This window comes from Sphingomonas sp. P2_B6 (assembly GCF_056404755.1).
In genome coordinates, this window is the sequence record NZ_JBFUDK010000010.1 from 80,992 (window position 1) to 104,676 (window position 23,685).

Sequence of the window (23,685 nt, forward strand, 5' to 3'; positions counted from 1 at the left end):
ATGACAGAAAGGCCTGGCACCACTGGCGCGGGCTTAGCCGATGCTCGGTTAAGGACGGGTTATGCGTGGCGCCGTCAGGAGCCGGGGTGCGCCATGCTTTTCTGCCGAACAGGGGGTTTTTGCCGGGACAGGCTTGTCCCGGCCCGATCCTTGTCGCAAGAGCCCCAGCAACGAGCGGCGGGGTTGGGCCGGGATACAACTCCGGGATGACGTAGGGTCACTTCGTGTCTAAAGGCGATGATCCTATAGGATTCGTGCCCGCTGATGGTGACGAACGAAAGTGAGAGATGCATGGCCGACGAATCGAACGTCCAGTTTTCCGAGCGTGAGGCGCTGCTGTTCCATTCGGAAGGCCGACCGGGCAAGATCGAGATCATCGCCTCCAAGCCGATGGCGACTCAGCGCGACCTCGCGCTGGCCTATTCCCCGGGCGTCGCGGTGCCGGTCCGCGCGATCTACGAGGATCCGGCGACCGCCTATGACTATACCGCCAAGGGCAATCTGGTCGCGGTGATCTCCAACGGCACCGCCATTCTCGGCATGGGCAATCTCGGCGCACTGGCGTCGAAGCCGGTGATGGAAGGCAAGGCCGTGCTGTTTAAGCGCTTCGCCGATGTCGACGCGATCGACATCGAGCTGAAGACCGAGGATGTCGACCGGCTGATCGATGCGATCGAGCTGATGGAGCCGAGCTTCGGCGGCATCAACCTGGAGGACATCAAGTCCCCGGAATGCTTCATCATCGAGCAGACGCTGCGCGCGCGGATGAACATCCCGGTGTTTCATGACGACCAGCACGGCACCGCGATCATCGCCGCCGCCGGCCTGATCAACGCGCTGTACCTGACCGGGCGCGACATCAAGGACACGACGGTCGTGATGAACGGCGCGGGCGCCGCCGCGATCGCCTGTGCCGAGCTGATCAAGGCGATGGGCCTGCCGCACGACCAGCTGCTGATGTGCGACCGCACCGGCGTGATCTGGCAGGGCCGCACCGACGGCATGAACCAGTGGAAGTCGGCGCATGCGGTGAAGACCGAGAAGCGCTCGCTGGCCGAAGCGCTCGACGGCGCCGACGTGTTCATGGGGCTTTCGGCCGCAGGCGCGCTGCCGGCGGAGCTGCTGATGAAGATGGCGGCCAAGCCGATCGTCTTCGCCATGGCCAATCCCGATCCCGAGATCACTCCGCCCGACGCGAAGCGGGCGCGGCCCGACGTGATCATCGCCACCGGCCGGTCGGACTATCCGAACCAGGTCAACAATGTGCTCGGTTTCCCGTTCATCTTCCGCGGCGCGCTCGACGTGCGCGCGACGACGATCAACGACGAGATGAAGGTCGCCGCCGCCGAGGCGCTGGCCGCGCTTGCCCGCCAGCAGGTGCCGGAAGAAGTCGCGGTCGCCTACGGCGTGCGGCACACCTTCGGCCCCGATTACATCATCCCGGCGCCGTTCGACCCGCGGCTGATGGAGATCGTCCCCGCCGCCGTCGCCAAGGCAGCGATGGATTCGGGCGTGGCGACCAAGCCGATCCTCGACATGGACGCCTATCGCCAGACCCTGCGCGGGCGGATGAACCCGACGACGTCGGTGCTCAGCCTGGCCTATGAGGGCGCCAGGGCCCATCCCAAGCGCGTGCTGTTCGCGGAGGGCGAGGAAGAGGTCGTGTTGCGCGCGGCGATCGCGTTCAAGGACGGCGGTTACGGCACGCCGGTGCTGGTCGGGCGCGAGGATGTGTATGACCGTTTGAAGGCACTCGGGGTGACCGATCCGGACAGCTATGAGCTGCACAACAGCCGCAACTCGCCGCTGGTGCCCAAGATGGTCGACTTCCTCTACAACAGGCTGCAGCGACGCGGCTATCTGCGCCGCGACGTCGAGCGGATGATCAACCAGGACCGCAACATCTTCGGCGCGGTGCTGCTCCAGCTCGGTGAGGCCGATGCGATGATCACCGGCATCACCCGCACCTATGCGCACACCATGCGCGAAGTGCGCCGCGTGATCGATCCCGAGGCCGGCCGCACGCCGTTCGGCATCCATCTGATGGTCGGGCAGAGTCACACCGTGTTCATGGCCGACACCACGATCAACGAGCGGCCTTCCGCCGAGGAACTGGCCGATATCGCCGAGCAGACCGCGATGGTCGCGCGGCGCATGGGGCATGAGCCGCGTGTGGCGTTCCTCAGCTATTCGACCTTCGGCAATCCGGAAGGAAACTGGCTGGAGAATATCCGCGCTGCGGTGAAGGTGCTCGATGAGCGCCAGGTGAGTTTCGAATATGAGGGCGAGATGGCGCCGGATGTGGCGCTCAACCCGAAGCAGCTGGCGAATTATCCGTTCGCGCGGCTGTCGGGCCCGGCGAACGTGCTGATCATGCCGGGGCTGCAATCGGCGAATATCTCCGCCAAATTGCTGCGCGAGCTGGGCGGCGACTCCGTGATCGGCCCGATGCTGGTCGGCATGGAAAAATCAGTGCAGATCGCGCCGATGACCTCCACCGCGAGCGAGCTGGTGACCCTGGCGGTGCTGGCTGCGGGCGGCATTGCGCGCTGATTAATTCCTCCCCGAGCTTGCTCGGGGAGGGGGACCAGCGAAGCTGGTGGAGGGGCTTGGAGCGCGGGGCAGACGTTCCGCGCTCCAAGCCCCTCCACCACCCGCTGAAGAAGCGGGCGGTCCCCCTCCCCGTTCCGGGGAGGAGTTAGCGTCACGCGTCGATCGACGTCCCCAGTGCCGCGTTCACCAGGCCGCCATCGACCGTGATCGTGTCACCAACCACATAATCGCCGGCGCGACTGGCGAGGTAGATGGCGGCGCCGGCCATGTCCTCGTCGACGCCGATGCGCTTGGCCGGGATGCTGCGCGCGATGGCGTCGCCATGGTCGCGGGCGGCCTTGTTCATCTCGCTGGCAAAGGCGCCTGGCGCGATCGAGGTGACGTTGATCGAATCCGTGATGAGCCGGGCGGCCATGCGCTTGGTCAGGTAGATCAGCGCCGATTTGGACGCGTGATAGCTGTACGTCTCCCACGGGTTGAGCCGCTGACCGTCGATCGAGGTGATGTTGATCACCTTGGCCGGGCGCTCGGGACTCGCCGCCGCCTTGAGCGCCGGGTGGAGCGCCTGAGTGAGGAAGAAGGGCGACTTCACGTTGAGATCCATCACCTTGTCCCAGCCCTTTTCAGGGAATTGCTCGAACGGCTCGCCCCAGGCGGCGCCGGCGTTGTTGACGAGGATATCGAGCTTGTCGCTATGTTCCGCGAGCTGGGCGGCGAGTGCCTTGCAGCCGGCGACGGTTGAGACGTCCTGGGGCAGGGCGATGCATTTCTCGCCCAGTTCCGCCGCGGTCTCGAAGCAGGTGTCGGCCTTGCGCGAGGAGATGTAGACGGTCGCGCCCTGGGCGATGAAGCCGGCCGCGATCATCTTGCCGATGCCGCGCGAGCCGCCGGTGACCAGGGCGATACGGCCGTCCAGGCGGAAGAGGTTGGTGGTGTCCATTGTCGTCTCCTGAATTCCCCTCCCGCTGGCGGGAGAGGCTAGGGGAGGGCCTGTCCTCCCCGCGAGCGTCATTGTTCGGGGACAGGCCCTCCCCCGACCCCTCCCGCCAGCGGGAGGGGAGAAATCCTATCCCCCGCGCTTTATCGTCTCACGGGCGATGATGAGTTGCTGTATCTGGCTGGTTCCCTCGTAGATCCGGAACAGGCGTACGTCGCGGTAGAGGCGTTCGATGCCGTAATCCGCGATATAACCCGCGCCGCCGAAGATCTGCACCGCGCGGTCGGCAACGCGGCCGACCATCTCGCTCGCGAAATATTTGGCGGCGGCGGATTCCATCACCACATCGCGTCCCGCATCCTTCGCTGCGGCCGTCTCAAGCACCAGAGCGCGGGCGGCGAGCGCTTCGGTCTTGGAATCGGCGATCATCGCCTGGATCAGCTGGTGCTCCGCGATCGGCTTGCCGAACTGCTTACGGTCGCTGGCATAGGCCACGCAGTCGGCGATCAGCCGCTCGGCCACGCCGACGCAGACGGCGGAGATGTGCAGCCGCCCGCGATCGAGCACGCGCATCGCGATCTTGAAGCCCTCGCCCTCGGCGCCGAGCCTGTTGGCGGCGGGCACGGGCACGTCGTCGAAGATCACATCGGCGACCTTGGCGCCTTTCTGTCCCATCTTCTTTTCGGGCTCGCCGATCGACAGGCCAGGCAGGTCGCGCGGCACGAGGAAGGCGGAGACGCCGCGGCCGCCGGCTTCCGTGCCGGTGCGGGCCATCACGGTGAACAGGTCGGCCTTGTCCGCATTGGTGATGAAACGCTTGGTGCCGGTGAGGCGATAGACGTCGCCGTCCTTCACCGCCTTCGTCTTCACGGCGCCCGAATCGCTGCCGACATCCGGCTCGGTGAGCGCGAAGCTGGTGACGATCTCGCCGCTGGCGATGCGCGGCAGCCACTGCGCCTTCTGCTCGTCCGATCCCGCCATCACCAGGCCCTGGCTGCCAATGCCGACATTGGTGCCGAAGCTCGAGCGGAAGGCCGGCGTGGTGCGGCCGAGCTCGATCGCGACGCGCACTTCCTCGCTCATGGTGAGGCCCAGGCCGCCATATTCCTCGGCGATCGACAGGCCGAACAGGCCCATGTCGCGCATCTCGCCGATCACCTCGGCGGGGATCGCATCGGCTTCCTCGACAGCGGCTTCGAGCGGGCGCAGGCGCTCGGTGACGAAGCGGCGGACCATGTCGATCAGGGCGTCGAAAGTTTCGGGATCGAGGGCCAAGGCTTAGTCTCTCATCGTCACGAGTCCGGGTGACGGTTGGTAGTGAAGGGCACGCGGTCCCGCAAGCGCGCGCAAACCCGAAATTCCAAAAAGGCCGCATTGACCGGGTCGAACCCCATACTATGCTGACCAAAATCATGATGCAGGAGAATGAAATGCGCTTTTCAGGCAAGCGCGCCGTGGTGACCGGCGGCGCTTCGGGGATCGGCCGCGCGACGGCGTTGCGGCTCGCCCAGGAGGGCGCGGAGGTGTGGATCGGCGACATCGACGAAGCCGGCGGGGAGGATGTCGCCGCCACCTCGAACGGGCGGATCCACTTCCTGCGCACCGATGTGATGGAGGTCGGGGACATCGCCGCGCTGATGGCGGCGGCCGATGCGGCGGGCGGTCTGGACGTGGTGTTCAACAATGCAGGCGCCGGCGGATCGCGTGATCCGATCGACGAGATCTCGCCCGAGGACTGGGACAGGACCCAGGCGCTGCTGCTGCGGTCGGTCGCGATGGGCATCCGTTATGCCGCGCCGCTGATGATCGCGCGGGGCGGCGGGGCGATCGTCAATACGGCCTCGATCGCGGCGCTGCAGACCGGCGCGGCGCCGACCGCCTATTCAGTCGCCAAGGCAGGGGTGCTGCATTTGACGACCATGGCCGCCGCCGATCTTTCCCGTCACAATATCCGGGTAAACGCCGTATGCCCCGGGTTCATCACCACGAACATCTTTACCGCGGTGCTAGGCATAGAAGGCGAGAAGCGCGAGATGGCCAATGGCGTGATTCGAGGTATAGCGGCGCATGCCCAACCCATGCAGCGCGCCGGAAAGTCCGAGGATATCGCCGCTGCCGTCGCCTATCTGGCGAGCGACGATGCGAGCTTCGTCACCGGCACGCACATCACGGTGGACGGCGGCATGACGATCGGGCCGCGTCACAGCTGGGATCCCGCCGCGCCGTCGCTGTTCGCCGCGCTCGATCGGTTCGCGTCTTGAGTGGAGTCCTGATCGCCGCGCCGCCGCCGCGCACCCTGAGCGCGCGGAGCCGCTGGTCGTTCGGCTTCGGATCGATCGCGTACGGCGTGAAGGACAATGGCTTCGCGACCTTCCTGCTGCTGTTCTACAATCAGGTGATCGGCCTGCCGGCGAGCACCGTCGGCATCGCCATCATGTGCGCGATGGTGGTCGAGGCGTTCGTCGACCCGGCGATCGGCTATCTTTCCGATCACACGCGCAGCCGCTGGGGGCGGCGGCATCCCTGGATGTACGCGTCCGCCCTGCCGATCGCGATCGGCTGGCTGCTGCTGTGGAATCCGCCGCAATGGTCCGAGACGGCGACCCTGTTCTACGTCTTCGGCAGCGCCTTGCTGGTGCGCATCGCGCTGTCCGCGTTCGAGATTCCGTCTTCGGCGCTGGGCCCCGAGCTGAGCTCCGACTATGACRAGCGCACGCGTCTCTTTTCCTATCGCTACCTGTTCGGCTGGGGCGGCGGGCTGGCGATGCTGGCGCTGGCCTATGGTGTATTCCTGGTGCCGGATGCGACTCATCCGGTCGGCCTGCATAATGCCGACGGCTATTCGCGCATGGCGCTGTTCGGCGCGATCGTGATGGCCGTGTCGATCACGCTGTCGTCGATCGGCCTGCATCACGAGATCAAATATCTGCCCAAGGTCCCGAAATCGACTGCACGCTTCGGCACGCACCTCGCCCAGTTTCGCGCGACGGTGTCGAACAAGGCGTTCCTGATCCTGATGGCGGCCGGCGTGTTCGCCTATTCAGCGCAGGGCATCTCCTTCGCGCTGTCCAACTATCTCTATTCCTATGTCTGGCGGTTCGAGGGATCGGACTATCAATGGCTCTCGCTCTCGCTGCTGCTCGGGGCGATCGGTGCCTTCTTCATCGCGCCGCTGCTGACGCGGGGCGGCAACAAGCCGCGTGTCGGCATGATCCTGTCCTTCGTCAGCGTCAGCCTGTTGGTGGCGCCCTATGTGCTGCGGCTGCTCGGGCTGTTCCCGGCGCCGGGCTCCGCGCTGATGCTGCCGCTCCTGCTGCTGATCTTCATGGTCAACACCGCGTGCAGCGTCGGGGCCTTCATCCTCGGCGCGGCGATGCTGGCCGATGTGGTCGAGGAATCCGAGACGCGTACCGGCAAAAGGTCCGAGGGCGTCTTCTATGCCGGCAGCTTCTTCGTGCAGAAGATGGTCGGCGGGGTCGGCATCTTCATGGCCGGGGCGATCCTGGCCTTCGCGGCTTTCCCCGCCGCGGCGCGGCCCGGGCAGGTGCCGGTCGCGACGATCGACCGGCTGACCATGGTCTTCATCTGCCTCGAGTTGCTGTTCTACGGCCTCGCCGCGCTGTGCTATTCGCGCTTCCCGTTCGGCCGGGCGGAGCATGAGGCGCGGCTGGCGCGGAGCACCGCGGCGGCGGAACGCGAGGGCGCGCCGCATGCGCCTTGACCCCGGGGATCGACGTCCCACCATTCCGCACGAACGGGGGAGGATGCCTATCCCGCGATCAGCCGAATGAACGCGCTCGACACCCAGCCCGATTTGCACGGGCCATTATAGGCGCGCGGCGACGCCACCGGGGCGGCGACGCCGCAATCCGTGTCGGGCGCTTCGGCCGGCGCGACCACCACGCCCATCCAGCGCTGGTCGATCGAACGGGTGCAGACGCGAAGCTGGGTACCGGCCTCGAGCCGCATGAGCTCGTCGGCCTCGGTGAAGGGCGCGGCGCGCACCGGCAAATAGGCTTCACCGCTGGGCAGGTTCACCACGCGGCCAAGACTGTTGCAGGCCTGGAAAGCGGGGCCGCCTTCGCCGATCCGCACCGGCTGCGTACCCGGGCTCAGCGCGACCGACGTTTCGTTCTCGTTCAGCAGGACATTGTCATTGCCGCCGGCGCCGCTCCGGTCCGAACAGGCGAGAAGGAGCAGGCACAGGGCCGGGACGAACGATTTCATATAGGTGATTCTACCGATGATGCGGCGCCTTGGCGAGCGCGCATTGCGCCGCGCGCGCCAATCGGCGTGCGGCGAGGGGCAGTCATCGCCCGGTAAACACGGTTCGTCCTAAAAGGTTCCCTTCGTCGAGCCGATGGGGTTCCCCATGCCGGTTCGACCTGCTCTTACAGGCTCACGAGTTTAGCGGGACCTGAGGGGGCCACATGAATTTCCGGGCGTTTGCAGCGCGTTTTGCGCTGGTGGCTTCGTGCAGCCTGATGGTGGCGACCCCCGCCATGGCGCAGTTCTGGCAGTGCGCTCCCTATGCCCGCACCATTTCCGGCATCGCGATCCACGGCAACGCCAATACCTGGTGGAACCAGGCAGCCGGCCGTTACGCCCGCGGCCATGCGCCGAAGGTCGGCGCCGTGCTGGCTTTCTCCTCGACCGGCAAGATGCGCCTCGGCCATGTCGCGATGGTCAGCGAAGTCGTCAGCGACCGCGAGGTCCTGCTCACCCACGCCAACTGGTCGCGCCGCGGCGGAATCGAGCGCAATGTCCGCGCGGTCGACGTATCCGAGGCCGGCGACTGGAGCATGGTCAAAGTGTGGTACGGCCCGAATGGCGGCCTCGGCACCAGCGCCTACCCGACCAAGGGTTTCATCTATTCGGATCGTGACGCGAGCACCGACATGGTCGAGAGCGAGACGCAGGAGCCGATGGCGCCGCTGACGATCGCGTCGCTCGGCATGTCGGACGAGATCAGCTTCTGATTTCTTTCCCTCTCCCTTGACGGGAGAGGGTTGCGCAGACTTGGTCCGCGTTCTTCACGCGGGCCTAGTCGGAGCTGGGTGAGGGTGCGCGCTCGCCCTTCCGCGAGCGCGTTTGTGGCCCCACCCTCTCCAACTACGACTAGGCAGCAAGCTGCCAAGTCTTCGTATCCTCTCCCGTCGAGGGAGAGGAAGGTCGTCACACCCTCCCCGGCCTGAACGTCATCGCCACGCCATTCATGCAATAGCGCTTGCCGGTCGGCTTCGGTCCGTCGTCGAACACATGGCCGAGATGCCCGCCGCAGCGCCGGCAATGCACCTCGACGCGCGAGAAGCCGAGCGTGCGGTCCTCGCGAGTGCGCACCGCATTCTCCAGCGGCGCCCAGAAGCTGGGCCAGCCGGTGCCGCTCTCGAACTTGGTCTTCGACGAATAGAGCGGCAGCGCGCAGCCGGCGCAGGAGAAGATGCCGGCGCGGTGCTCGTCGTTGAGCGGGCTGGTGAACGGCGTCTCGGTCGCTTCGTGGCGCAGGGTGCGATAGGCGGCGGGGGAGAGCTTCGCCTTCCACTGCGCGTCGGTCATCGTCACTTCGAACGTCTCGGGTGCTCCGGCCGAGGCGCTGCCGCGACAGCCGAACAGCGCGAAGGCCGCGGCGCCGGTGCCGGCAAGGGTGAGGAAGCTGCGGCGGTCTGGGGTCATGATCGTCCTCGAAGGGCTTGATAGGGCATATGTAGGTACGCGGGTCCGCTCCGACGAGATGCACGGCGCGTCCGGAAGGGTCGTCGTGAAACGGAATCACCACGTACGCTATTCGTCGGACCCCGAGTGTCGGTTACGGAGACCCAGCGAAAAAATTCGCTCCCCCATGTCACACTCGCCGGGGCTATCCCGTCATGTTTGCATGCGTGCATGGTGCACGCTTGGAGACAGACCATGACCCCACGTTTGCGCAATCCCCATCTGCTCGCTCCCGAAGCAGTGCAGGCCATGATGGCGCTGGAGGCGAGCTTCGACTCCTCGACGCTCGAATTGGTGCTGCGGAACCTGGTGAAGCTGCGTGCGTCGCAGATGAACGGCTGCGCTTTCTGCATCCACATGCATTCGACTCACCTGCGCGAAGAGGGCGTGAGCGAGATGAAGCTGTACATGCTGCCTGCATGGCGTGAATCGACCCTGTACAGCGATCGCGAGCGGGCGGCGCTGGGCTGGACCGAGTCACTGACCCGTCTGAGCGAGACAGGTGCCCCCGATGCCGATTACGCGCCGGTCAAGGCTGCCTTCACCGAGGCCGAGCAGGTCCAGCTCACCCTGCTGATCGGCGCGATCAATGTGTGGAACCGGTTGCAGGTCGGTTTCCGCGCACCGCATCCAGTGGAGCGCTCCWGTGTCGCAGCCTGATCCGGCCGCTTCGCTATTCGAGGCGCAGCGGCCGCGGCTGCAGCGCCTCGCCTATCGCATGCTCGGCTCGGTCTCCGAGGCCGAGGATGTGGTGCAGGACGCCTGGCTGCGCTGGTCGAAGGTCGAGGAATCGGTCGATGTGCCGGCGGCCTATCTCACCCGCATCGTCACCCGGCTGTGCCTCGACCAGATGCGATCGGCCCGCGCCCGGCGCGAGACCTATTACGGCGCCTGGCTGCCCGAGCCGCTGGTCGGCTCGACCGAGGACGAGCAGGCCGACGACCTGACTCTTACCCTGATGCTTGCGCTCGAACGGCTYTCGCCGYTGGAGCGKGCGGCCTTTCTGCTGCACGAYGTGTTCGGCGTCGCGCTGAGCGAAGTCGCCGGCACGCTCGACCGCGATGCGGCGGCGGTGCGCCAGATGGCGGTGCGCGCCCGCAAGCATGTCCAGACCGCGCGGCCACGCTATCCGGTCGAGCAGGCCGAGGCGGACCGCATTGCGCGGGCCTTCTTCGCCGCGGCGCGCGACGGCGATGTCGCGGCGTTGCAGTCGATGCTGGCGGAGGACGTGGCGGTCTATTCCGACGGCGGCGGGCGCGTGCTCGCTTTCCGCAACCCGATTATCGGCGTGGCCAAGGTGCTGCGCATGTTTGCCGGGCTGGCGCGCAAACATGCCTGGCGGCCGGTCATGCTGAAGCCGGTCTCGATCGACGGGCTGCCCGGCTATGTCAGTATCGACCGCGGACAGTTGCTGCAGACCACGGCGCTGGAGATCCGCGATGGGCGGATCGCGGCGATCTACATCATGCGCAACCCCGACAAGCTGGCCCATGTCGCTGTCGCCTTCAGCCAGGGGCAGGCCGCTATTCCAGGAGGACAATGATGCGGGGCACGGTTCCCATTCTCGCCGCTATTCTCGGCCTCGGCGCGGTCGCCAACGGCCTGATCATGCTCGCCGTGCCGGCCGACTGGTATGTCGCGGTGCCGGGCGTCACCACCACCGGTCCGTTCAACCAGCATTTCATCCGCGATATCGGGCTGATCTTCGTATTGATCGGAGCGGCCTATATCTGGGGCGCCGTACGGCCGGTGATGCGGGTTCCGTTATGGGCCGCGGCGAGCTTCTGGCTTGCCGGGCATGCGCTGTTTCATTGGTGGGAAGTGGCGGTCGGCATCTGCGGAACCTCCGCCCTCGCGCGGGATTTCCCGGCGGTGACCGTGCCGGCGATCCTTGGGATCGGGTTTACGGTGTGGGCGATGCGGGCGCGCAGCCAGTTCGCCTAGCGCTTATCTCCCTCTCCCCTTGTGGGAGCGGGAAGGGTGAGGGGGACACTCGCGAGCGTCCCGAACCTCACTCCCCCTCATCCGGCCCTTCGGGCCACCTTCTCCCACAAGGGGAGAAGGGTTTTAGTACTTCGAAATTTCGACCGGCAGCTTGCGATAGCCATGGACGAAGCACGCCGCCACGCGCTCCGGCTCGCCGAGCACGTTCACCCGCATGCGGCGCTTCGCCATCTCCTCGAACAGCGTCGCGATCTGCAACTCGGCCAGCCGCGCGCCGACGCAGCGGTGGATGCCGTGGCCGAACGCCAGATGGCGCCGCGCATTGGGGCGGTCGACGATGATCTTGTCGGCATTCTCGAACACGCTCTCGTCGCGATTGGCCGAGAGATACCAGAGCGCGAGCTTGTCGCCGGCCTTGATCTGCTGCCCTTCCAACTCGGTGTCCTCGGTCGCGGTGCGGCGCATATGGGCGAGCGGGGTCTGCCAGCGGATGATCTCCTGCACGGCATTGTGGATCAGCGACGGGTCGCCCTCCAGCTTTGCGCGCTGGTCCGGGAACAGGTCGAGGCCATAGGCCGCGGCGGTCATCGAGTTGCGCGTCGTGTCGTTGCCGCCGACGATCAGCAGGATCAGGTTCCCGAGAAACTCCATCTGGTCCATCTCGGCCATCGCATCCGAATGCATCATCATCGAGATGAGATCGGGCGTGGGTTCCTTGCCGAGCTTCTGGTTCCAGAGGTTCTGGAAATAGCCGCCACACTCATACATGTGCTTGAGGCGTTCGAGGCGAAGCTCCTCGGTCTTCACCAGCTCGATATCGCCGGCCCAGTCGGACCAGAAGGTCAGCTTGCGCCGATCCTCCCAGGGGAAGTCGAACAGGATCGCGAGCATCTGCGTGGTCAGTTCGATCGAGACCGTGTCGACCCAGTCGAATTCCCTGTTCCACTCCAGGCTGTCGAGCACCTCGGCCGTGCGCATGCGGATATTGTCGGAGAGGCGGACCATCTCGCTCGGCGTGAAGGCCGGGGCGACGGTGCGGCGTTGGCCGGTATGCTTGGGCCGGTCCATCGCGATGAACATCGGCATGCGCACATCGGTCGGCGAATGTTCGATGAAGTCGGCCAGCGTAATGCCGCCGGCCTGGGATGAATAAATGTCCGGCAGCGATTCGACCTGGACGATCGGCTTGTAGGTCGAGACCGACCAATAGGGGCCGAAGCCGGACCGCTCGACATAATGGACCGGCGATTCGGCGCGGAGCTGCCGAAAGGGTTCCTGCCAGATATCGTCGCGGTAAAGTTCCGGCCGGCTTACGTCGAGCGGATCGACCCTCGTTTCCACCGCGTGCAGAGCCTGTGTCGCCATTTTCGCCTCTCCTTTGGGTGCAGGAAAGCCTTAGCTGACACTCATGTCAATTGCGATGTGCAACGGGATCGGCGAGATGGTGGTTAGCGGCGATGGCCGGGTGACAGCGACGGAGGGGCGCTGACCGCCCCCCCAGCCGCCGCGGAGTGTCAGGTCGTCTGTCCGCCGTCCACGGTCAGGATCGCGCCGGTGATATGCCGTGCCGAAGGGCTGGACAAAAAGGCAACGGCGGCGGCGACATCGTCCGGCGTGCCGTAGCGGCCGAGCGGGCTGAGGCTCCGCTGGAAGTCGGAGAACTCGCCATTGGCCGGGTTCATCTCGGTGTCGGTCGATCCCGGCTGGACGAGGTTGACCGTCACGTCGCGCGGGCCAAGCTCGCGTGCCAGGCCGCGCGTGAAGGAATGCAGCGCGGATTTGGTCATGAAATAGATCGTGCCGGTATCGCCGACGATGCGTTCGGCACCCGCGGAACCGATCGTGACGATGCGCCCGCCCGCGGAAAGATGGGGGATGGCGGCCTGAGCCGCGAGGATCGGGCCGCGTATGTTGACCTTGAGCAGAGCGTCGATCGCCTCGACACTGACGTCCGCGATGGATGCATAGAGCGCGATCGCCGCATTGTTGACGAGGATGTCGAGGCCCCCAAGTGCCGCCGCCGCCTCGTCGACCGAGCGCTTCACCGCTGACGGATCGGCGCTGTCGGCTCGGATCGCTACTGCCTTGCGGCCTTTCTCCTCGATCGCATGGACCACGTCGGCCGCACGCTCGACCGAGCGCTCATAGGTGATGGCGACATCGGCGCCCTTCTCCGCGAGCGCGACTGCGATCGCCGCGCCGATCCCGCGTGATCCACCCGTCACGAGCGCGCGTTTTCCAGCCAGTTCCGTCATCATGGTTACCTTATATAATGATCGATACATAATTAATATGATCATTGCCGCGTCACGTCAACGGGATTATATAACGATCGATGCAAAATTCTGATGCTCCGCTCGATACCGGTTCGGCCGCTGCCCGCGGCCGGGGGCGGCCGCGCGCCTTCGATCGCGATGCCGCGCTGGAGCGGGCGACCTGGCTTTTCTGGTCGAAGGGATTCGAGGCGACCTCGATCGCCGATCTGACTCAAGCGATGGGCATCGGTGCCCCCAGTCTCTACGCCGCCTTCCGATCCAAGGAGGCGCTCTACGCGGAAGCACTGCGGCATTATGCCGAGACCAACGAGGGCTATGTATGGGCAGGCTTCCGCGTGGCCGAAACCGCGCGCGAGGCCGTCCGGGCCTTGCTCATGGATTCGGCGGCCGCGTTGACGGGTTGCGTCGTGGACATTCCCCGCGGCTGCATGGTCACGCTTTCCTCGGTTGGTAGCGAAGGCCATGCCGAGCTCGGCCAACTCGTCCGGTCGGCCCGTGCGGTCACGCTCGAACGTCTTTTGGCACGTCTCGGTCAGGCCGTGGCCGATGGCGAGATTCCGGCCTCGACAGATATCCACGGGCTCGCCCGCTTCGTGCAGACGCTCCAGAACGGCATGTCGATCCTCGCCCGGGATGGCGCCACGCGCGCGGAGCTGGAAGCGGTCACGGATGTCGCGATGGCCGGCTGGGATGCCAGAACCACTGGCGGCGACGGCGAGGAGCAGGGCTTACTGCGCCGGCCGTTCTCACAATAAGCCTGTTTCGCGCGAGGCGAGTTCCCGGACTCGCTGGTCATCCCGTTCGCACGACGGATGCCAGAGTCGCATCAGGCAGACGCGTCAGCGCCCGATCAGGCCCTTCCAGTTGATCTTGCCGCTGCCTGACTGGAGCACGCCGCGGCGGAAGGCACGGGCGGCGATGGTGATGACGATCGCGACCCACAGCAATTGCCAGGCCAGCGCCGCAAGATGTGGCCAGAGATCCGGCAGGTTCGCCGCGCGCCCGGCCATCGCATAAGGCGAGCTGAACGGGAAAACCTCCACCGCGATTGCCATCCAGCTATTGGGTTTCGATACTGCCTGGACCGACAGGCCGAAGATGATGATCTGCAGGATGGTGATCGGCAGCGACAGGAGCTGCAGCTCGCGCGGGGTGCTGGCCTGGGCGCCGACGCCCATGAATACGGCGCCGAGCAGCATATAGGCCATGGCGAAATAGGCGACGAACAGCAGCGAGAAGACCGGCATGCCGATCGCCGGGCCGATGTCGCGGAATGCCGCGCCTAGCCCACCCGGCACCAGCACGTCGAGCTGACTGGCGAGCGTGCCCCAGAAGCCGATGAACAACAGCGCCGACCCGAACATGCCGATCAGCTTGCCGAAGAACACCGCCTCGAGCGGGACGGCGGCGGCGAGGATCTCGACCACCTTGTTGCTGCGTTCCTCCGCCATGGTGCCGACTGCCTGGCCCGCGAGGAACAGGGTGAGGAAGAAGATGCCGAACACAGCGAAAAAGGCCGATCGCTTGTTGCCGGTCGGGCTGGGTTCGGCGCGGGCGATCGAAGTCAGGGTCGGTGTGCTGAGCGCGGCGGTGCCGCTCTTCTCCATGCGCAGGGTTTCCTCGGCGAGCTGGGCGAGGAAGTTCGCGTCGCGCCGGCCAAAGCCGCCATAAAGGATCGTCGGGCGGCTTAGGTCGCCGAACATCGCCGCTGAGGCATCGCTGCCCTTGTCGCTGAACGCGATATGCGCCTGGCCGGCGGGATTGTCGGTGGGGGTCTGTACCACCAGCGCCGGTGGCCGGTCGTCGCGCGCATAGAGCTGGCGCAGGCGCGTGTCGGCGGCGCGCATCGCCTCGTGCCGGGCCGGATCGACGATCGCGACGATGCTCGCCTTTTCGACCGAGGCGCTGGTGACGGAGGAGGCGCCCATGCCGCCGATCAGCCCGAAGGACAGCATCAGCACTGGCGTGAACAGGAACACCAGGAACATCGGCGTGAACACGGTCGCGACGAAATCGCGGCGCGCGATGGTCAGGGTCTGGCGGACGAGGCGGCGGAGATTGCCGGGAGGGGAAGCGCTCATGCCGCGACCTCCGTGTCTTCCGTCGGGTCCTTGAGGGCCTCGGGGCCGACGATGCGGACAAACGCGTCGTGCAGGCCGGGCCGCTCCATCGCGAGGCCGGAGATGCCGAATCCTCCGTCGATCAATCGTTTCAGGATATCCTCCACCCCGCTGTCGGGCACGATGAAGCGCCAGCCATCGCCGTCGCGTTCTGCATCGGGCGGGAGCAGGGCGGCGATGCCCTCTCCATCGAAATGCGGCACATAATGGGCGCGCATCGGCAGCTTGCCGCGCGCATCCGCGACCGTGCCCTCGAACCGCGCCTTGCCGCCGGCGATGATGGTCAGCCGGTCGCACAGCCGCTCGGCATGCGCCATGACATGAGTCGAGAAGAGAATGGTCGCGCCGCGATCGCGCTGGGCGACGATCAGCGCCTCGAGCCGATCCTGGTTGACCGGATCGAGGCCGGAAAAGGGTTCGTCGAGCACGAGCAGATCGGGTTCGTGCACGACGGACCCGAGCAGCTGGACGAGCTGCGCCATGCCCTTCGAGAGTTTGCGGATCTTGCTGTCGACGGCGTGGCCAAGGCCGGCGCCCTCCATCAGCATGACGGCACGCCTGCGTCCGGTCTTGAGGTCGAGGCCGCGGAGTGCCCCCATGAAGGCGATCGCGTCCTTCGCCCGCATGGCCGGATAGAGGCCACGTTCCTCGGGCAGATAGCCCACCCGGTCGCTCACTGCGCGCGGATATTCATGGCCGAGCAGGGTGCGGGTGCCGCCATCGGGCTCGATGATGCCGAGCAGCATGCGCAAGGTGGTGGTCTTGCCGGCGCCATTGGGGCCGAGCACGCCGTAGATCAGGCCCTTGGGCACCGCGATGTCGATGCCGTCCACGACGCGGCGGCCACCGAATTTCTTGACCAGCCCGGTAGCGCTGATCGCCAGATTGTCGGTTATCAAGTCTCACCTTCCGTTCGTCCCGAACGGGACGTCACAGGCCAGATACCAGCGCTTCGTTAATGTGTCTCGACCTCTCGACACTTATGGCAGGTGGGTCGCATTTTACGGCCGCTATGGTAGCGGGTGCGCGTGCGCGACGAGATCGCCCTGAATGAAACACTGAAGGCGAAGGCGGCCGAGCTGGGCTTCGTGGCGTGCGGGATTGCGCGTGCCGATGCGGCGCCGCTGACCGCGCAGCGGCTTCGCCAATGGCTGGGCGAGGGCATGCACGGCGACATGATCTGGATGGAAGCCCGCGCGCATCACCGCGAGAGCCCCGCCGGGCTGTGGCCGGAGGTGAAGAGCGTGATCTCGCTGGGCATGAGCTACGCGCCCGCCACTGACCCCCTCGCGCTGGCAAGTGAGGCGGAGAAGGCGCGCATCTCGGTCTATGCACAGGGCGCGGATTATCACGACGTGATGAAGCGCGCGCTGAAGGCCTTGGCGCGGTGGCTCGTCGCCGAGGTGAAGGACGTGGACCTGAAGGTGTTCGTCGACACCGCGCCGGTGATGGAGAAGCCGCTGGCCGAGGCGGCCGGGCTTGGCTGGCAGGGCAAGCACACCAACCTGGTCAGCCGGGACCATGGCAGTTGGCTGTTCCTCGGCGCGATCTACACGACGCTCGACCTGGTGCCGGACAGACCGGGCCGCCAGACCTGCGGGTCGTGCGACGCCTGCCAGACGGCATGCCCCACGGACGCGTTTCCGGCGCCGTACCGGCTCGATGCGCGGCGGTGCATTTCCTATCTGACGATCGAGCATGCCGGTCCGATCCCGCACGAATTCCGCGCGGCGATGGGCAACCGTATCTATGGCTGCGACGATTGCCTGGCGGTGTGTCCGTGGAACAAGTTCGCGGCGGCGGCTAGCGCGAACAAGGCCTTTGCGCCGCGCGCGGAACTGGCGGCACCGGCGCTGGCGGATTTGCTGGCCTTGGACGATGCTGGCTTTCGCGAGGTGTTCGCCGGATCGCCGATCAAGCGGATCGGGCGGGACCGGATGGTGCGCAACTGCCTGATCGCCGCGGGCAACAGCGGGGCGGCGGGATTGGCCGAGCCGGCGGCAGGATTGCTCGACGACGCGGCACCGGTGGTGCGCGGCGCGGCGATCTGGGCGCTTGGCCGGCTCGATCCGGAGCGCTGGGAAAACGAACGCGCGCTACGGCGCCCGGGCGAGCCGGACGAGACGGTTCTGGCGGAATGGAGCGCCCGTCCGCCCCTGTAAGACGGGCGCTCCGACTCATGCCGACATCCGGATCACGCCGATATGTTGCGCCACGCGGCGTCAGCCGCTTTCGCCAGATGCCAGCCATCCTCTCTACGGATCATCTGCCTTCTGCACCCGGTGCAGACGCTGCGGAAATCCTCGCCGTCATGCTTCACCAATCGTCGATCGCGTTTGTGACGCCCCAAGGCACATCGCCAAAGCTGCAAAATGTTCATGTCCAACCCCCCGCCAGGCGGATTGCCTACGGTCCCTCCGCTTCTAACTTTCCGCTGGCGCGATTCGGACTATCACAGCCTGGCTGCGATTTTTAGTGAAAAGCCCGACATGATGGCGACTATCTTGCGGGGTTTCGTCCCACGCTCAACGCCCCGACACAGCTGGCGCGGTCGATCGGGCTGCCGTTGGTCTGCCGCGCGTCGACATAGGTGACGACGGCCTCGCCGCGGCCTTTTGGGTAGAGATAGGCATCCAGCACGCAGGTCGCATTGCCGAACTGGAGCTTGCGCGCATTGCCCTCGCGCACATCGGCTGCCGGTTTGCCGAACAGGCCGATCAGCGCGTTACCGGTCTGGCCGATCACCCGGTCCAGGCCGGTAGTGCCGCCAGGGATCGGAATCGGTACCGGCGCCGCGCGCGCCGGACGGGGGGCCACGCCCGTGTCGCCGCACCCGGCGAGGATCAGTGCCGGCAGGATCGCGAGGGCCAGTTTCTTCATGACGCAAACACCTTCATATCCGCCGTTTTCCATGGAACAGATGCGTTGCCATCGCGGCGCCAAGCACTGGGGCGACGAGGTTGAGAATCGGGATCAGGAACAGACCGGTCCCGGCAAGGCCGAGCAAGAAACGCTGGAAGCTGGTCGAGCCGCGCCAGCTCTTCATGTCCTTGCGCGGCACATGGCGTGCCGCGACCATATCGCCCAGATCCTGGCCGAGCAGCCAGCCGTTCACGACAAAGAACAGCAACGCCGTGCCGACCCCGGTGATCAGCAGCAGCAGGTACAGCGGCGACACGGCAAGGTTGACCAGGATCAGCCGCCCGGCCGAGCCAAGCCCCATCGCCACCGATCGTCCGAACGGCACGTCGCGCGCCTCGGCGAGCGCCTCGGGATAATGTTTCGCCTCGACGGCGGCGACCACCTCGTCGGCAAAGATGCCGATCACCGCGACGGCGATCACGCGGAACAGGAAGAAGCCGGCGAACAGCCATAGCAGCACCGCTGCGGCGCCGGCCCAGCCACCTGCCTCCGGCGTGGCGCCGATCCAGGCGACCAGCCGCACTACCCCGTACCATAGGGCGGCACCGACCAGGAGAAGCACTGTCAGCGTCACCCCGAGCGATTTCAGCAAGACCCTGATGATCTTCGGATCGCCGAGCTGGCCGACAGACAGGAAGAAGGCGCTGAGCATTGGGCCGGTGTAGCCGGGCCTTCTCTCAAGTCCAGACGGTTGCGCTCGTCTGCGTGCCCCTTTACGGCCAGCCGGTATTTCCATTCAGGAGACTGACTTGACCAGCCCAACCTATGACGTGGTTGCGATCGGCAACGCGATCGTCGACGTGCTCTCCCAGGCCGAAGATGCGTTCATCACCGAACAGGGCATGGCCAAGGGCTCGATGCAGCTGATGTTCTCGCCCGAGGACGCCGACGCGCTCTACGCCAAGATGGGCCCGGGGATCGAAGCGAGCGGCGGTTCGGCGGCGAACACCGTCGCGGCGATCGCGGCGCTCGGCGGTCGCGCCGGCTTCATCGGCCAGGTGGCGAACGACCAGCTCGGCGAAGTGTTCGCGCACGATATCCGCGCGACCGGTGTCGCCTTCACCACCGCGGCGCGCGACGGCGAGCCGACCACGGCACGCTGCCTGATCTTCGTCACGCCCGACGGGCAGCGGACGATGAACACCTTTCTCGGCGCGTCGCAGTTCCTGCCCGAGAGTGCGCTCGATCGCGAGCTGATCGCCTCGGGTGCGATCCTGTATCTCGAGGGCTATCTCTGGGATCCCGAGGAACCGCGCAAGGCAATGCGCGCCGCGATCGAGGTTGCGCGCAAGGCCGGCCGCAAGGTCGCCTTCACGCTCAGCGACGTGTTCTGCATCTCGCGCCATGGCGGCGATTTCCGCGACCTGATGGCCAAGGGGCTGGTCGACATCATGTTCGCCAACGAGGCCGAGCTGCTTGCGTTGATGGAGACCGAGGATTTCGAGGCGGCGGTCGAGGCCGCGGCGGCGCAGGTGCCGACCCTGGTGGTGACGCGCAGCGAGAAGGGCGCGATCGCCATATCCAGCGGCCAGCGCGCGTCGGTGGTGGCGGAGCCGATCGAGAAGGTCGTCGACACCACGGGCGCGGGCGATCTGTTCGCGGCCGGCTTCCTGTCGGGCCAGGCGCAGGGCAAGAGCCTGGAGCAGTCGCTCCGCCTCGGCGCGATCTGCGCGGCGGAGATCATCTCGCATTATGGCGCACGGCCGATGTGCGACATGAAGGCGCTGGTCGCGGAGAAGCTGGGCTAACCCCGAGCGTCTTTCGCCCATGAAAAAGGGGCCGGGGAGTTGATCCCCGGCCCCTTTTCTTTTGCCCGTGCGGGCTCGCTTATTCAGCGAGCGGTGGCACTGGCTGTGGCGGCGCGTCTGCGTCGGTCTCATGGGTTTCCACCAGGCCGCGACCGACATGGCTCTTGCGATAGCCATAGCCGAAATAGATGATCAGACCCAGGCCGCCCCAGATCGGCAGCACCATCTTCGCGTCGAATGGCAGCAGCAGATAGAGGCCGACGCAGCCGACAATGGCGAGCGGCGCCACGATATAGACGAACGGCGTGCGGAACGGACGGCGGCGGTCAGGATCAGTGCGGCGCAGTACGAGTACCGCGATTGCGACCATGAAGAAGGCGAACAGCGTGCCGGAGTTGGACACGTCGGCGAGCTTGCCGACCGGCAGGAATGCTGCTGCGATCGCGACGAAGATGCCGGTGAGCAGAGTGACGATATGCGGGGTCTTCCACTTGGGGTGGATGCTGGCGAGCTTCTCCGGCAGCAGGCCGTCGCGTGCCATCACGAAGAAGATGCGGGTCTGGCCGAACAGCATCATCAGGATGACAGACGGCAGAGCAAGGCCAGCCGCGAGGCCCATGAAATAGCCGGCCCAGTCATAACCGCCGACCTTGAGAACGTGCGCCAGTGCTTCCTTGGAGCAGGCAAGCGGCTCGGTCACGCCCGAGGCGACGATCTCGGCGCAGCGCTTGGCAAGCTCGACCGAACCGGGCGACAGCACGGCGCCGTCGACGCCAGCGACTGGCTGAGCGCCGACCATGCCGATCGCGCCGGCCGCGACCAGCAGGTAGAAGATCGTGCAGATCACGAGCGAGCCGATCAGGCCGATGGGCACGTTGCGTTGCGGGTTCTTGGTTTCCTCGGCGGCGGTCGAGACAGCGTCGAAGCCGACATAGGCAAAGAAGATCGATGCGGCAGCGCCGCCGACGCCGATGATGCCCCAGCCATTGGGCGTGAAGGGCGTGAAATGGCCGCCCTTAATCAGCGGCAGGGTGATGATGACGAACAGCGACAGGGCCGCAACCTTGATCGCGACGAGCACCGCGTTGACGCGCGCGCTCTCCGTGGTGCCGATCATCAGCAACCAGGTGACCATCAGCGCGATGAACATCGCGGGCAGATTGACGATGCCGCCGGCATATGGCCCCGCGGACAGCGCCTGCGGAATGGTTATGCCGAGTGAATCGCGGAACAGGCCGACGATATAGCCCGACCAGCCGACCGAAACGGCTGAGGCGGCGACGGCATATTCGAGCACGAGTGCCCAGCCGACCGTCCAGGCGAGCAACTCGCCCATCACGGCATAGGTATAGGTGTAGGCGGAGCCGGAGACCGGCACCATCGAGGCAAGTTCGGAATAGCAGAGTGCGGCCACGGCGCAGACGAAACCGGCGATGATGAAGCTGATCATCATGCCGGGGCCCGCTTTCTGGGCGGCCTCAGCGGTGAGCACGAAAATTCCGGTGCCGATGATGGCGCCGACGCCGAGCAGGGTGAGCTGGACCGGGCCGAGTGTTCGCGTGAGCGATTTCTTCTCGGCCGTCGCCAGAATGGCGTCGAGCGACTTGATGCGTCCGAATATCATGAACGAGGAACCCCCCAGGAGCGACACCGCGGTGCCGCCGGATTTCGCCAATAGCAGCGCTACGGCGCCGCCAAGTTTTTCGATCGCGGGAGCCTAGCCTGAAATCAAGGGGGCGCAATCCCCAAACGCGCGGCGCTCCGGCGGCGCGCCGAAAAGCATCAGCGCGCGAGCATCGGCCCCAGCGGCGCGCCGGCGAAGACATGGACATGGAGGTGCGGCACCTCCTGCCCGGAATGCTGGCCGGTATTGGCGAGCAGCCGGTAGCCCGGCGCGACCCCGCCGTTCGCACGCGCCACGGCACCCACCGCGCGGACGAAGCCGGCGATCTCCGCATCGGACGCCCTGGCGCTGAAATCGTCCCAGGAGACATAGGGGCCGCGCGGGATCACCAGGATATGCGTCGGTGCCTGCGGATTGATGTCGTGGAAGGCGATGGCGAAATCGTCCTCATAGACGCGCTTCGATGGGATCTCGTCGCGCAGGATCTTCGCGAAGATGTTCTGGTCGTCATAGGGCTTGGTGGCGTCGATCGGCATGGCTATTCCCCTCCCGCTTGCGGGAGAGGTCAGGGGAGGGCCTGTCCCCATAGACTCCCGGCGGCATCGATCCTGGACATGCCCTCCCCCGACCCCTCCCGCAAGCGCGAGGGGAGAATTAAGAGGTCCGCCCCGCCTTTTCGTCGATGCCCGACACGCCCTCGCGACGGCGCAGTTCGGCACGGACATCATCGAGCGACACACTGGCATCGGCCAGCAGAACGAGCAGGTGGAAGACCAGGTCCGCCGCTTCGCTCGTGATCTCGGCCCGGTCGTCGCGGATCGCGGCGATCACTGTCTCGGTCGCTTCCTCGCCTAGCTTCTGCGCGATCTTGGCGCGGCCGCGCATGAACAGCTTCGCGACATAGGAGGTGTCGGGATCGCCGCCCTTGCGCGCGCGGATCACGGTTTCGAGCGTGTCGAGGAAATCATCGGCCATGCGCGCGGGCTGCCCCGGACGGGCGCGAAGGTCAATCCCGTTGGTGGTTCAGGCGGCGAGGGGTGTCCGCACCGGCACGCCTGCGGCCGCCAGCGCGGCATGCGCGTCGGCGATGCTTGCCTCGCCGAAATGGAAGATCGACGCCGCCAGCACGGCGCTCGCATGCCCATCCAGCACGCCCGCCACCAGGTCCTGCAGCCCGCCGACTCCGCCCGAGGCGACCACCGGCACCGCGACTTGATCTGCGATGGTGCGGATCAGCGCCAGGTCGTATCCGTCGCGCGTGCCGTCCCGGTCCATCGAGGTGACGAGCAGCTCGCCCGCGCCGAGCGCGACCAGCTTCAGCGCATGCTCGACTGCGTCGATGCCGGTCTCGCGCCGGCCGCCATGGGTGAACACCTCCCAATGGTCGCCCACCCGCCGCGCGTCGATCGAGGCGACGCAGCACTGGCTGCCGAAGCGGTCGGCGATGTCCGACACCACTTCGGGGCGGGACACGGCGGCCGAATTGACCGCGACCTTGTCCGCGCCGGCGAGCAGCAGCGCGCGCGCATCCTCGGCGCTGCGCACGCCGCCGCCGACGGTGACGGGCATGAAGCACACCTCGGCGGTGCGGCGCACGACGTCCAGGATAGTGCCGCGCGCCTCGTGGCTGGCGGTGATGTCGAGGAAGCAGAGCTCGTCCGCCCCGGCCGCGTCATAGGCGCGGGCCTGTTCGACCGGATCGCCCGCGTCGCGCAGATCGACGAAGTTGACGCCCTTGACGACGCGGCCATTGGCGACGTCGAGGCAGGGGATGACGCGCGCGCGGACGGTCATTCTTCTTGCCCTCCCCCCTTGCGGGCGCAGAGCCGCAGGTTCGTCCCCCGGACGA

General features: G+C 66.3%; 24 protein-coding genes. 10 read left to right on the forward strand and 14 right to left on the reverse strand.

What is annotated here, in order from left to right; translation table 11 throughout:
• The first annotated feature begins 291 nt into the window (after positions 1-291).
• Positions 292-2,553, forward strand: coding sequence for an NADP-dependent malic enzyme (locus tag AC1DX5_RS15185; RefSeq protein ID WP_478016246.1), 2,262 nt, complete (start codon positions 292-294; stop codon positions 2,551-2,553).
• A gap of 151 nt (positions 2,554-2,704) precedes the next feature.
• Here AC1DX5_RS15185 and AC1DX5_RS15190 read toward each other — a convergent pair whose 3' ends face one another.
• Both AC1DX5_RS15190 and AC1DX5_RS15195 read right to left on the reverse strand, forming a co-directional pair.
• Entirely contained in the window at positions 2,705-3,493 is a 789-nt protein-coding gene (locus AC1DX5_RS15190; protein WP_478016247.1) for an SDR family oxidoreductase, read from the reverse strand.
• Between the two features lie 126 nt (positions 3,494-3,619).
• Positions 3,620-4,765 carry an acyl-CoA dehydrogenase family protein gene (locus AC1DX5_RS15195; protein WP_478016248.1) on the reverse strand — a complete coding sequence of 382 codons (1,146 nt, stop codon included), beginning with the start codon at positions 4,763-4,765 and terminating at the stop codon, positions 3,620-3,622.
• Between the two features lie 155 nt (positions 4,766-4,920).
• Here AC1DX5_RS15195 and AC1DX5_RS15200 point away from each other — a divergent pair, with 155 nt between their 5' ends.
• Together AC1DX5_RS15200 and AC1DX5_RS15205 are read left to right on the forward strand one after the other, a co-directional pair.
• Positions 4,921-5,751 (forward strand): SDR family NAD(P)-dependent oxidoreductase, encoded by an 831-nt coding sequence (locus AC1DX5_RS15200; protein ID WP_465170123.1) that lies wholly within the window; start codon positions 4,921-4,923, stop codon positions 5,749-5,751.
• Complete coding sequence (locus AC1DX5_RS15205; protein ID WP_478016249.1) at positions 5,748-7,211, forward strand: MFS transporter; 1,464 nt, start codon at positions 5,748-5,750, stop codon at positions 7,209-7,211. The genes AC1DX5_RS15200 and AC1DX5_RS15205 overlap by 4 nt, the downstream gene beginning before the upstream one ends.
• Before the next feature lie 47 nt (positions 7,212-7,258).
• Here AC1DX5_RS15205 and AC1DX5_RS15210 read toward each other — a convergent pair whose 3' ends face one another.
• The gene (locus tag AC1DX5_RS15210) at positions 7,259-7,717 is read right to left on the reverse strand and encodes a hypothetical protein (RefSeq protein WP_465170121.1); all 459 of its coding nucleotides are present in this window, start codon (positions 7,715-7,717) and stop codon (positions 7,259-7,261) included.
• Between the two features lie 203 nt (positions 7,718-7,920).
• On the opposite strand from AC1DX5_RS15210, the gene AC1DX5_RS15215 reads away from it, so the two are divergent.
• Entirely contained in the window at positions 7,921-8,469 is a 549-nt protein-coding gene (locus AC1DX5_RS15215) for a CHAP domain-containing protein (protein ID WP_465170120.1), read from the forward strand.
• Between the two features lie 196 nt (positions 8,470-8,665).
• On the opposite strand, the gene msrB is transcribed toward AC1DX5_RS15215, so the two are convergent.
• Positions 8,666-9,163: a peptide-methionine (R)-S-oxide reductase MsrB gene (gene msrB / locus AC1DX5_RS15220; RefSeq protein ID WP_478016250.1), complete on the reverse strand. Its 498-nt coding sequence runs from the start codon at positions 9,161-9,163 to the stop codon at positions 8,666-8,668.
• 234 nt (positions 9,164-9,397) lie between these two features.
• Here msrB and AC1DX5_RS15225 point away from each other — a divergent pair, with 234 nt between their 5' ends.
• The 3 genes from AC1DX5_RS15225 to AC1DX5_RS15235 are packed head-to-tail and all read left to right on the forward strand — an operon-like array spanning position 9,398 to position 11,146.
• Entirely contained in the window at positions 9,398-9,862 is a 465-nt protein-coding gene (locus AC1DX5_RS15225) for a carboxymuconolactone decarboxylase family protein (protein ID WP_478016251.1), read from the forward strand.
• A complete protein-coding gene (locus AC1DX5_RS15230; RefSeq protein WP_465170117.1) occupies positions 9,849-10,745 on the forward strand; it encodes a sigma-70 family RNA polymerase sigma factor in 897 nt (298 codons plus the stop codon). Before AC1DX5_RS15225 ends, AC1DX5_RS15230 begins: the two co-directional genes overlap by 14 nt.
• Positions 10,742-11,146 carry a hypothetical protein gene (locus AC1DX5_RS15235; RefSeq protein ID WP_478016252.1) on the forward strand — a complete coding sequence of 135 codons (405 nt, stop codon included), beginning with the start codon at positions 10,742-10,744 and terminating at the stop codon, positions 11,144-11,146. Before AC1DX5_RS15230 ends, AC1DX5_RS15235 begins: the two co-directional genes overlap by 4 nt.
• 123 nt (positions 11,147-11,269) lie before the next feature.
• On the opposite strand, the gene AC1DX5_RS15240 is transcribed toward AC1DX5_RS15235, so the two are convergent.
• Together AC1DX5_RS15240 and AC1DX5_RS15245 are read right to left on the reverse strand one after the other, a co-directional pair.
• The gene (locus AC1DX5_RS15240; RefSeq protein WP_478016253.1) at positions 11,270-12,511 is read right to left on the reverse strand and encodes a cytochrome P450; all 1,242 of its coding nucleotides are present in this window, start codon (positions 12,509-12,511) and stop codon (positions 11,270-11,272) included.
• A 149-nt stretch (positions 12,512-12,660) separates the two neighbouring features.
• Positions 12,661-13,404, reverse strand: a complete 744-nt coding sequence (locus AC1DX5_RS15245) for an SDR family NAD(P)-dependent oxidoreductase (RefSeq protein ID WP_478016254.1) — start codon at positions 13,402-13,404, stop codon at positions 12,661-12,663.
• Positions 13,405-13,481: 77 nt separating this feature from the next.
• On the opposite strand from AC1DX5_RS15245, the gene AC1DX5_RS15250 reads away from it, so the two are divergent.
• Positions 13,482-14,177 carry a TetR/AcrR family transcriptional regulator gene (locus tag AC1DX5_RS15250; RefSeq protein ID WP_478016255.1) on the forward strand — a complete coding sequence of 232 codons (696 nt, stop codon included), beginning with the start codon at positions 13,482-13,484 and terminating at the stop codon, positions 14,175-14,177.
• Between the two features lie 84 nt (positions 14,178-14,261).
• On the opposite strand, the gene AC1DX5_RS15255 is transcribed toward AC1DX5_RS15250, so the two are convergent.
• Positions 14,262-15,503 (reverse strand): ABC transporter permease, encoded by a 1,242-nt coding sequence (locus tag AC1DX5_RS15255; protein ID WP_465170112.1) that lies wholly within the window; start codon positions 15,501-15,503, stop codon positions 14,262-14,264.
• Positions 15,500-16,438, reverse strand: a complete 939-nt coding sequence (locus AC1DX5_RS15260) for an ABC transporter ATP-binding protein (protein ID WP_478016308.1) — start codon at positions 16,436-16,438, stop codon at positions 15,500-15,502. Before AC1DX5_RS15260 ends, AC1DX5_RS15255 begins: the two co-directional genes overlap by 4 nt.
• Positions 16,439-16,570: 132 nt before the next feature.
• On the opposite strand from AC1DX5_RS15260, the gene queG reads away from it, so the two are divergent.
• A complete protein-coding gene (gene queG, locus AC1DX5_RS15265) occupies positions 16,571-17,704 on the forward strand; it encodes a tRNA epoxyqueuosine(34) reductase QueG (RefSeq protein ID WP_465174411.1) in 1,134 nt (377 codons plus the stop codon).
• A 337-nt stretch (positions 17,705-18,041) separates the two neighbouring features.
• Here queG and AC1DX5_RS15270 read toward each other — a convergent pair whose 3' ends face one another.
• Both AC1DX5_RS15270 and AC1DX5_RS15275 read right to left on the reverse strand, forming a co-directional pair.
• The gene (locus AC1DX5_RS15270; protein ID WP_465174410.1) at positions 18,042-18,422 is read right to left on the reverse strand and encodes a hypothetical protein; all 381 of its coding nucleotides are present in this window, start codon (positions 18,420-18,422) and stop codon (positions 18,042-18,044) included.
• A gap of 13 nt (positions 18,423-18,435) precedes the next feature.
• Entirely contained in the window at positions 18,436-19,116 is a 681-nt protein-coding gene (locus AC1DX5_RS15275; RefSeq protein WP_478016256.1) for an EI24 domain-containing protein, read from the reverse strand.
• A gap of 97 nt (positions 19,117-19,213) precedes the next feature.
• Here AC1DX5_RS15275 and AC1DX5_RS15280 point away from each other — a divergent pair, with 97 nt between their 5' ends.
• The gene (locus AC1DX5_RS15280) at positions 19,214-20,212 is read left to right on the forward strand and encodes an adenosine kinase (RefSeq protein WP_465170108.1); all 999 of its coding nucleotides are present in this window, start codon (positions 19,214-19,216) and stop codon (positions 20,210-20,212) included.
• 79 nt (positions 20,213-20,291) lie between these two features.
• Here AC1DX5_RS15280 and AC1DX5_RS15285 read toward each other — a convergent pair whose 3' ends face one another.
• The 4 genes from AC1DX5_RS15285 to hisF form a co-directional block, all read right to left on the reverse strand.
• Entirely contained in the window at positions 20,292-21,836 is a 1,545-nt protein-coding gene (locus AC1DX5_RS15285; RefSeq protein WP_478016257.1) for an amino acid permease, read from the reverse strand.
• A 158-nt stretch (positions 21,837-21,994) separates the two neighbouring features.
• On the reverse strand, positions 21,995-22,372 hold the full coding sequence (locus AC1DX5_RS15290; RefSeq protein WP_478016258.1) for a histidine triad nucleotide-binding protein: 378 nt from the start codon (positions 22,370-22,372) through the stop codon (positions 21,995-21,997).
• A gap of 118 nt (positions 22,373-22,490) precedes the next feature.
• Positions 22,491-22,811, reverse strand: a complete 321-nt coding sequence (locus AC1DX5_RS15295) for a phosphoribosyl-ATP diphosphatase (protein ID WP_478016259.1) — start codon at positions 22,809-22,811, stop codon at positions 22,491-22,493.
• A 48-nt stretch (positions 22,812-22,859) separates the two neighbouring features.
• Positions 22,860-23,630 (reverse strand): imidazole glycerol phosphate synthase subunit HisF, encoded by a 771-nt coding sequence (gene hisF, locus AC1DX5_RS15300; RefSeq protein ID WP_478016260.1) that lies wholly within the window; start codon positions 23,628-23,630, stop codon positions 22,860-22,862.
• Positions 23,631-23,685: the final 55 nt, after the last annotated feature.

What these genes read in the sequence shown, in the direction of transcription:
- AC1DX5_RS15185 (WP_478016246.1), top strand. Translation starts at nt 292, where the DNA reads ATGGCCGACGAATCGAACGTCCAGTTTTCCGAGCGTGAGGCGCTGCTG.
- AC1DX5_RS15270 (WP_465174410.1), bottom strand. Translation starts at nt 18,422, where the DNA reads ATGAAGAAACTGGCCCTCGCGATCCTGCCGGCACTGATCCTCGCCGGG.
- AC1DX5_RS15250 (WP_478016255.1), top strand. Translation starts at nt 13,482, where the DNA reads ATGCAAAATTCTGATGCTCCGCTCGATACCGGTTCGGCCGCTGCCCGC.
- AC1DX5_RS15245 (WP_478016254.1), bottom strand. Translation starts at nt 13,404, where the DNA reads ATGATGACGGAACTGGCTGGAAAACGCGCGCTCGTGACGGGTGGATCA.
- hisF (WP_478016260.1), bottom strand. Translation starts at nt 23,630, where the DNA reads ATGACCGTCCGCGCGCGCGTCATCCCCTGCCTCGACGTCGCCAATGGC.
- AC1DX5_RS15200 (WP_465170123.1), top strand. Translation starts at nt 4,921, where the DNA reads ATGCGCTTTTCAGGCAAGCGCGCCGTGGTGACCGGCGGCGCTTCGGGG.
- AC1DX5_RS15290 (WP_478016258.1), bottom strand. Translation starts at nt 22,372, where the DNA reads ATGCCGATCGACGCCACCAAGCCCTATGACGACCAGAACATCTTCGCG.
- AC1DX5_RS15215 (WP_465170120.1), top strand. Translation starts at nt 7,921, where the DNA reads ATGAATTTCCGGGCGTTTGCAGCGCGTTTTGCGCTGGTGGCTTCGTGC.
- AC1DX5_RS15190 (WP_478016247.1), bottom strand. Translation starts at nt 3,493, where the DNA reads ATGGACACCACCAACCTCTTCCGCCTGGACGGCCGTATCGCCCTGGTC.
- AC1DX5_RS15255 (WP_465170112.1), bottom strand. Translation starts at nt 15,503, where the DNA reads ATGAGCGCTTCCCCTCCCGGCAATCTCCGCCGCCTCGTCCGCCAGACC.
- AC1DX5_RS15240 (WP_478016253.1), bottom strand. Translation starts at nt 12,511, where the DNA reads ATGGCGACACAGGCTCTGCACGCGGTGGAAACGAGGGTCGATCCGCTC.
- AC1DX5_RS15285 (WP_478016257.1), bottom strand. Translation starts at nt 21,836, where the DNA reads ATGATATTCGGACGCATCAAGTCGCTCGACGCCATTCTGGCGACGGCC.
- AC1DX5_RS15275 (WP_478016256.1), bottom strand. Translation starts at nt 19,116, where the DNA reads ATGCTCAGCGCCTTCTTCCTGTCTGTCGGCCAGCTCGGCGATCCGAAG.
- AC1DX5_RS15295 (WP_478016259.1), bottom strand. Translation starts at nt 22,811, where the DNA reads ATGGCCGATGATTTCCTCGACACGCTCGAAACCGTGATCCGCGCGCGC.
- AC1DX5_RS15235 (WP_478016252.1), top strand. Translation starts at nt 10,742, where the DNA reads ATGATGCGGGGCACGGTTCCCATTCTCGCCGCTATTCTCGGCCTCGGC.
- msrB (WP_478016250.1), bottom strand. Translation starts at nt 9,163, where the DNA reads ATGACCCCAGACCGCCGCAGCTTCCTCACCCTTGCCGGCACCGGCGCC.
- AC1DX5_RS15210 (WP_465170121.1), bottom strand. Translation starts at nt 7,717, where the DNA reads ATGAAATCGTTCGTCCCGGCCCTGTGCCTGCTCCTTCTCGCCTGTTCG.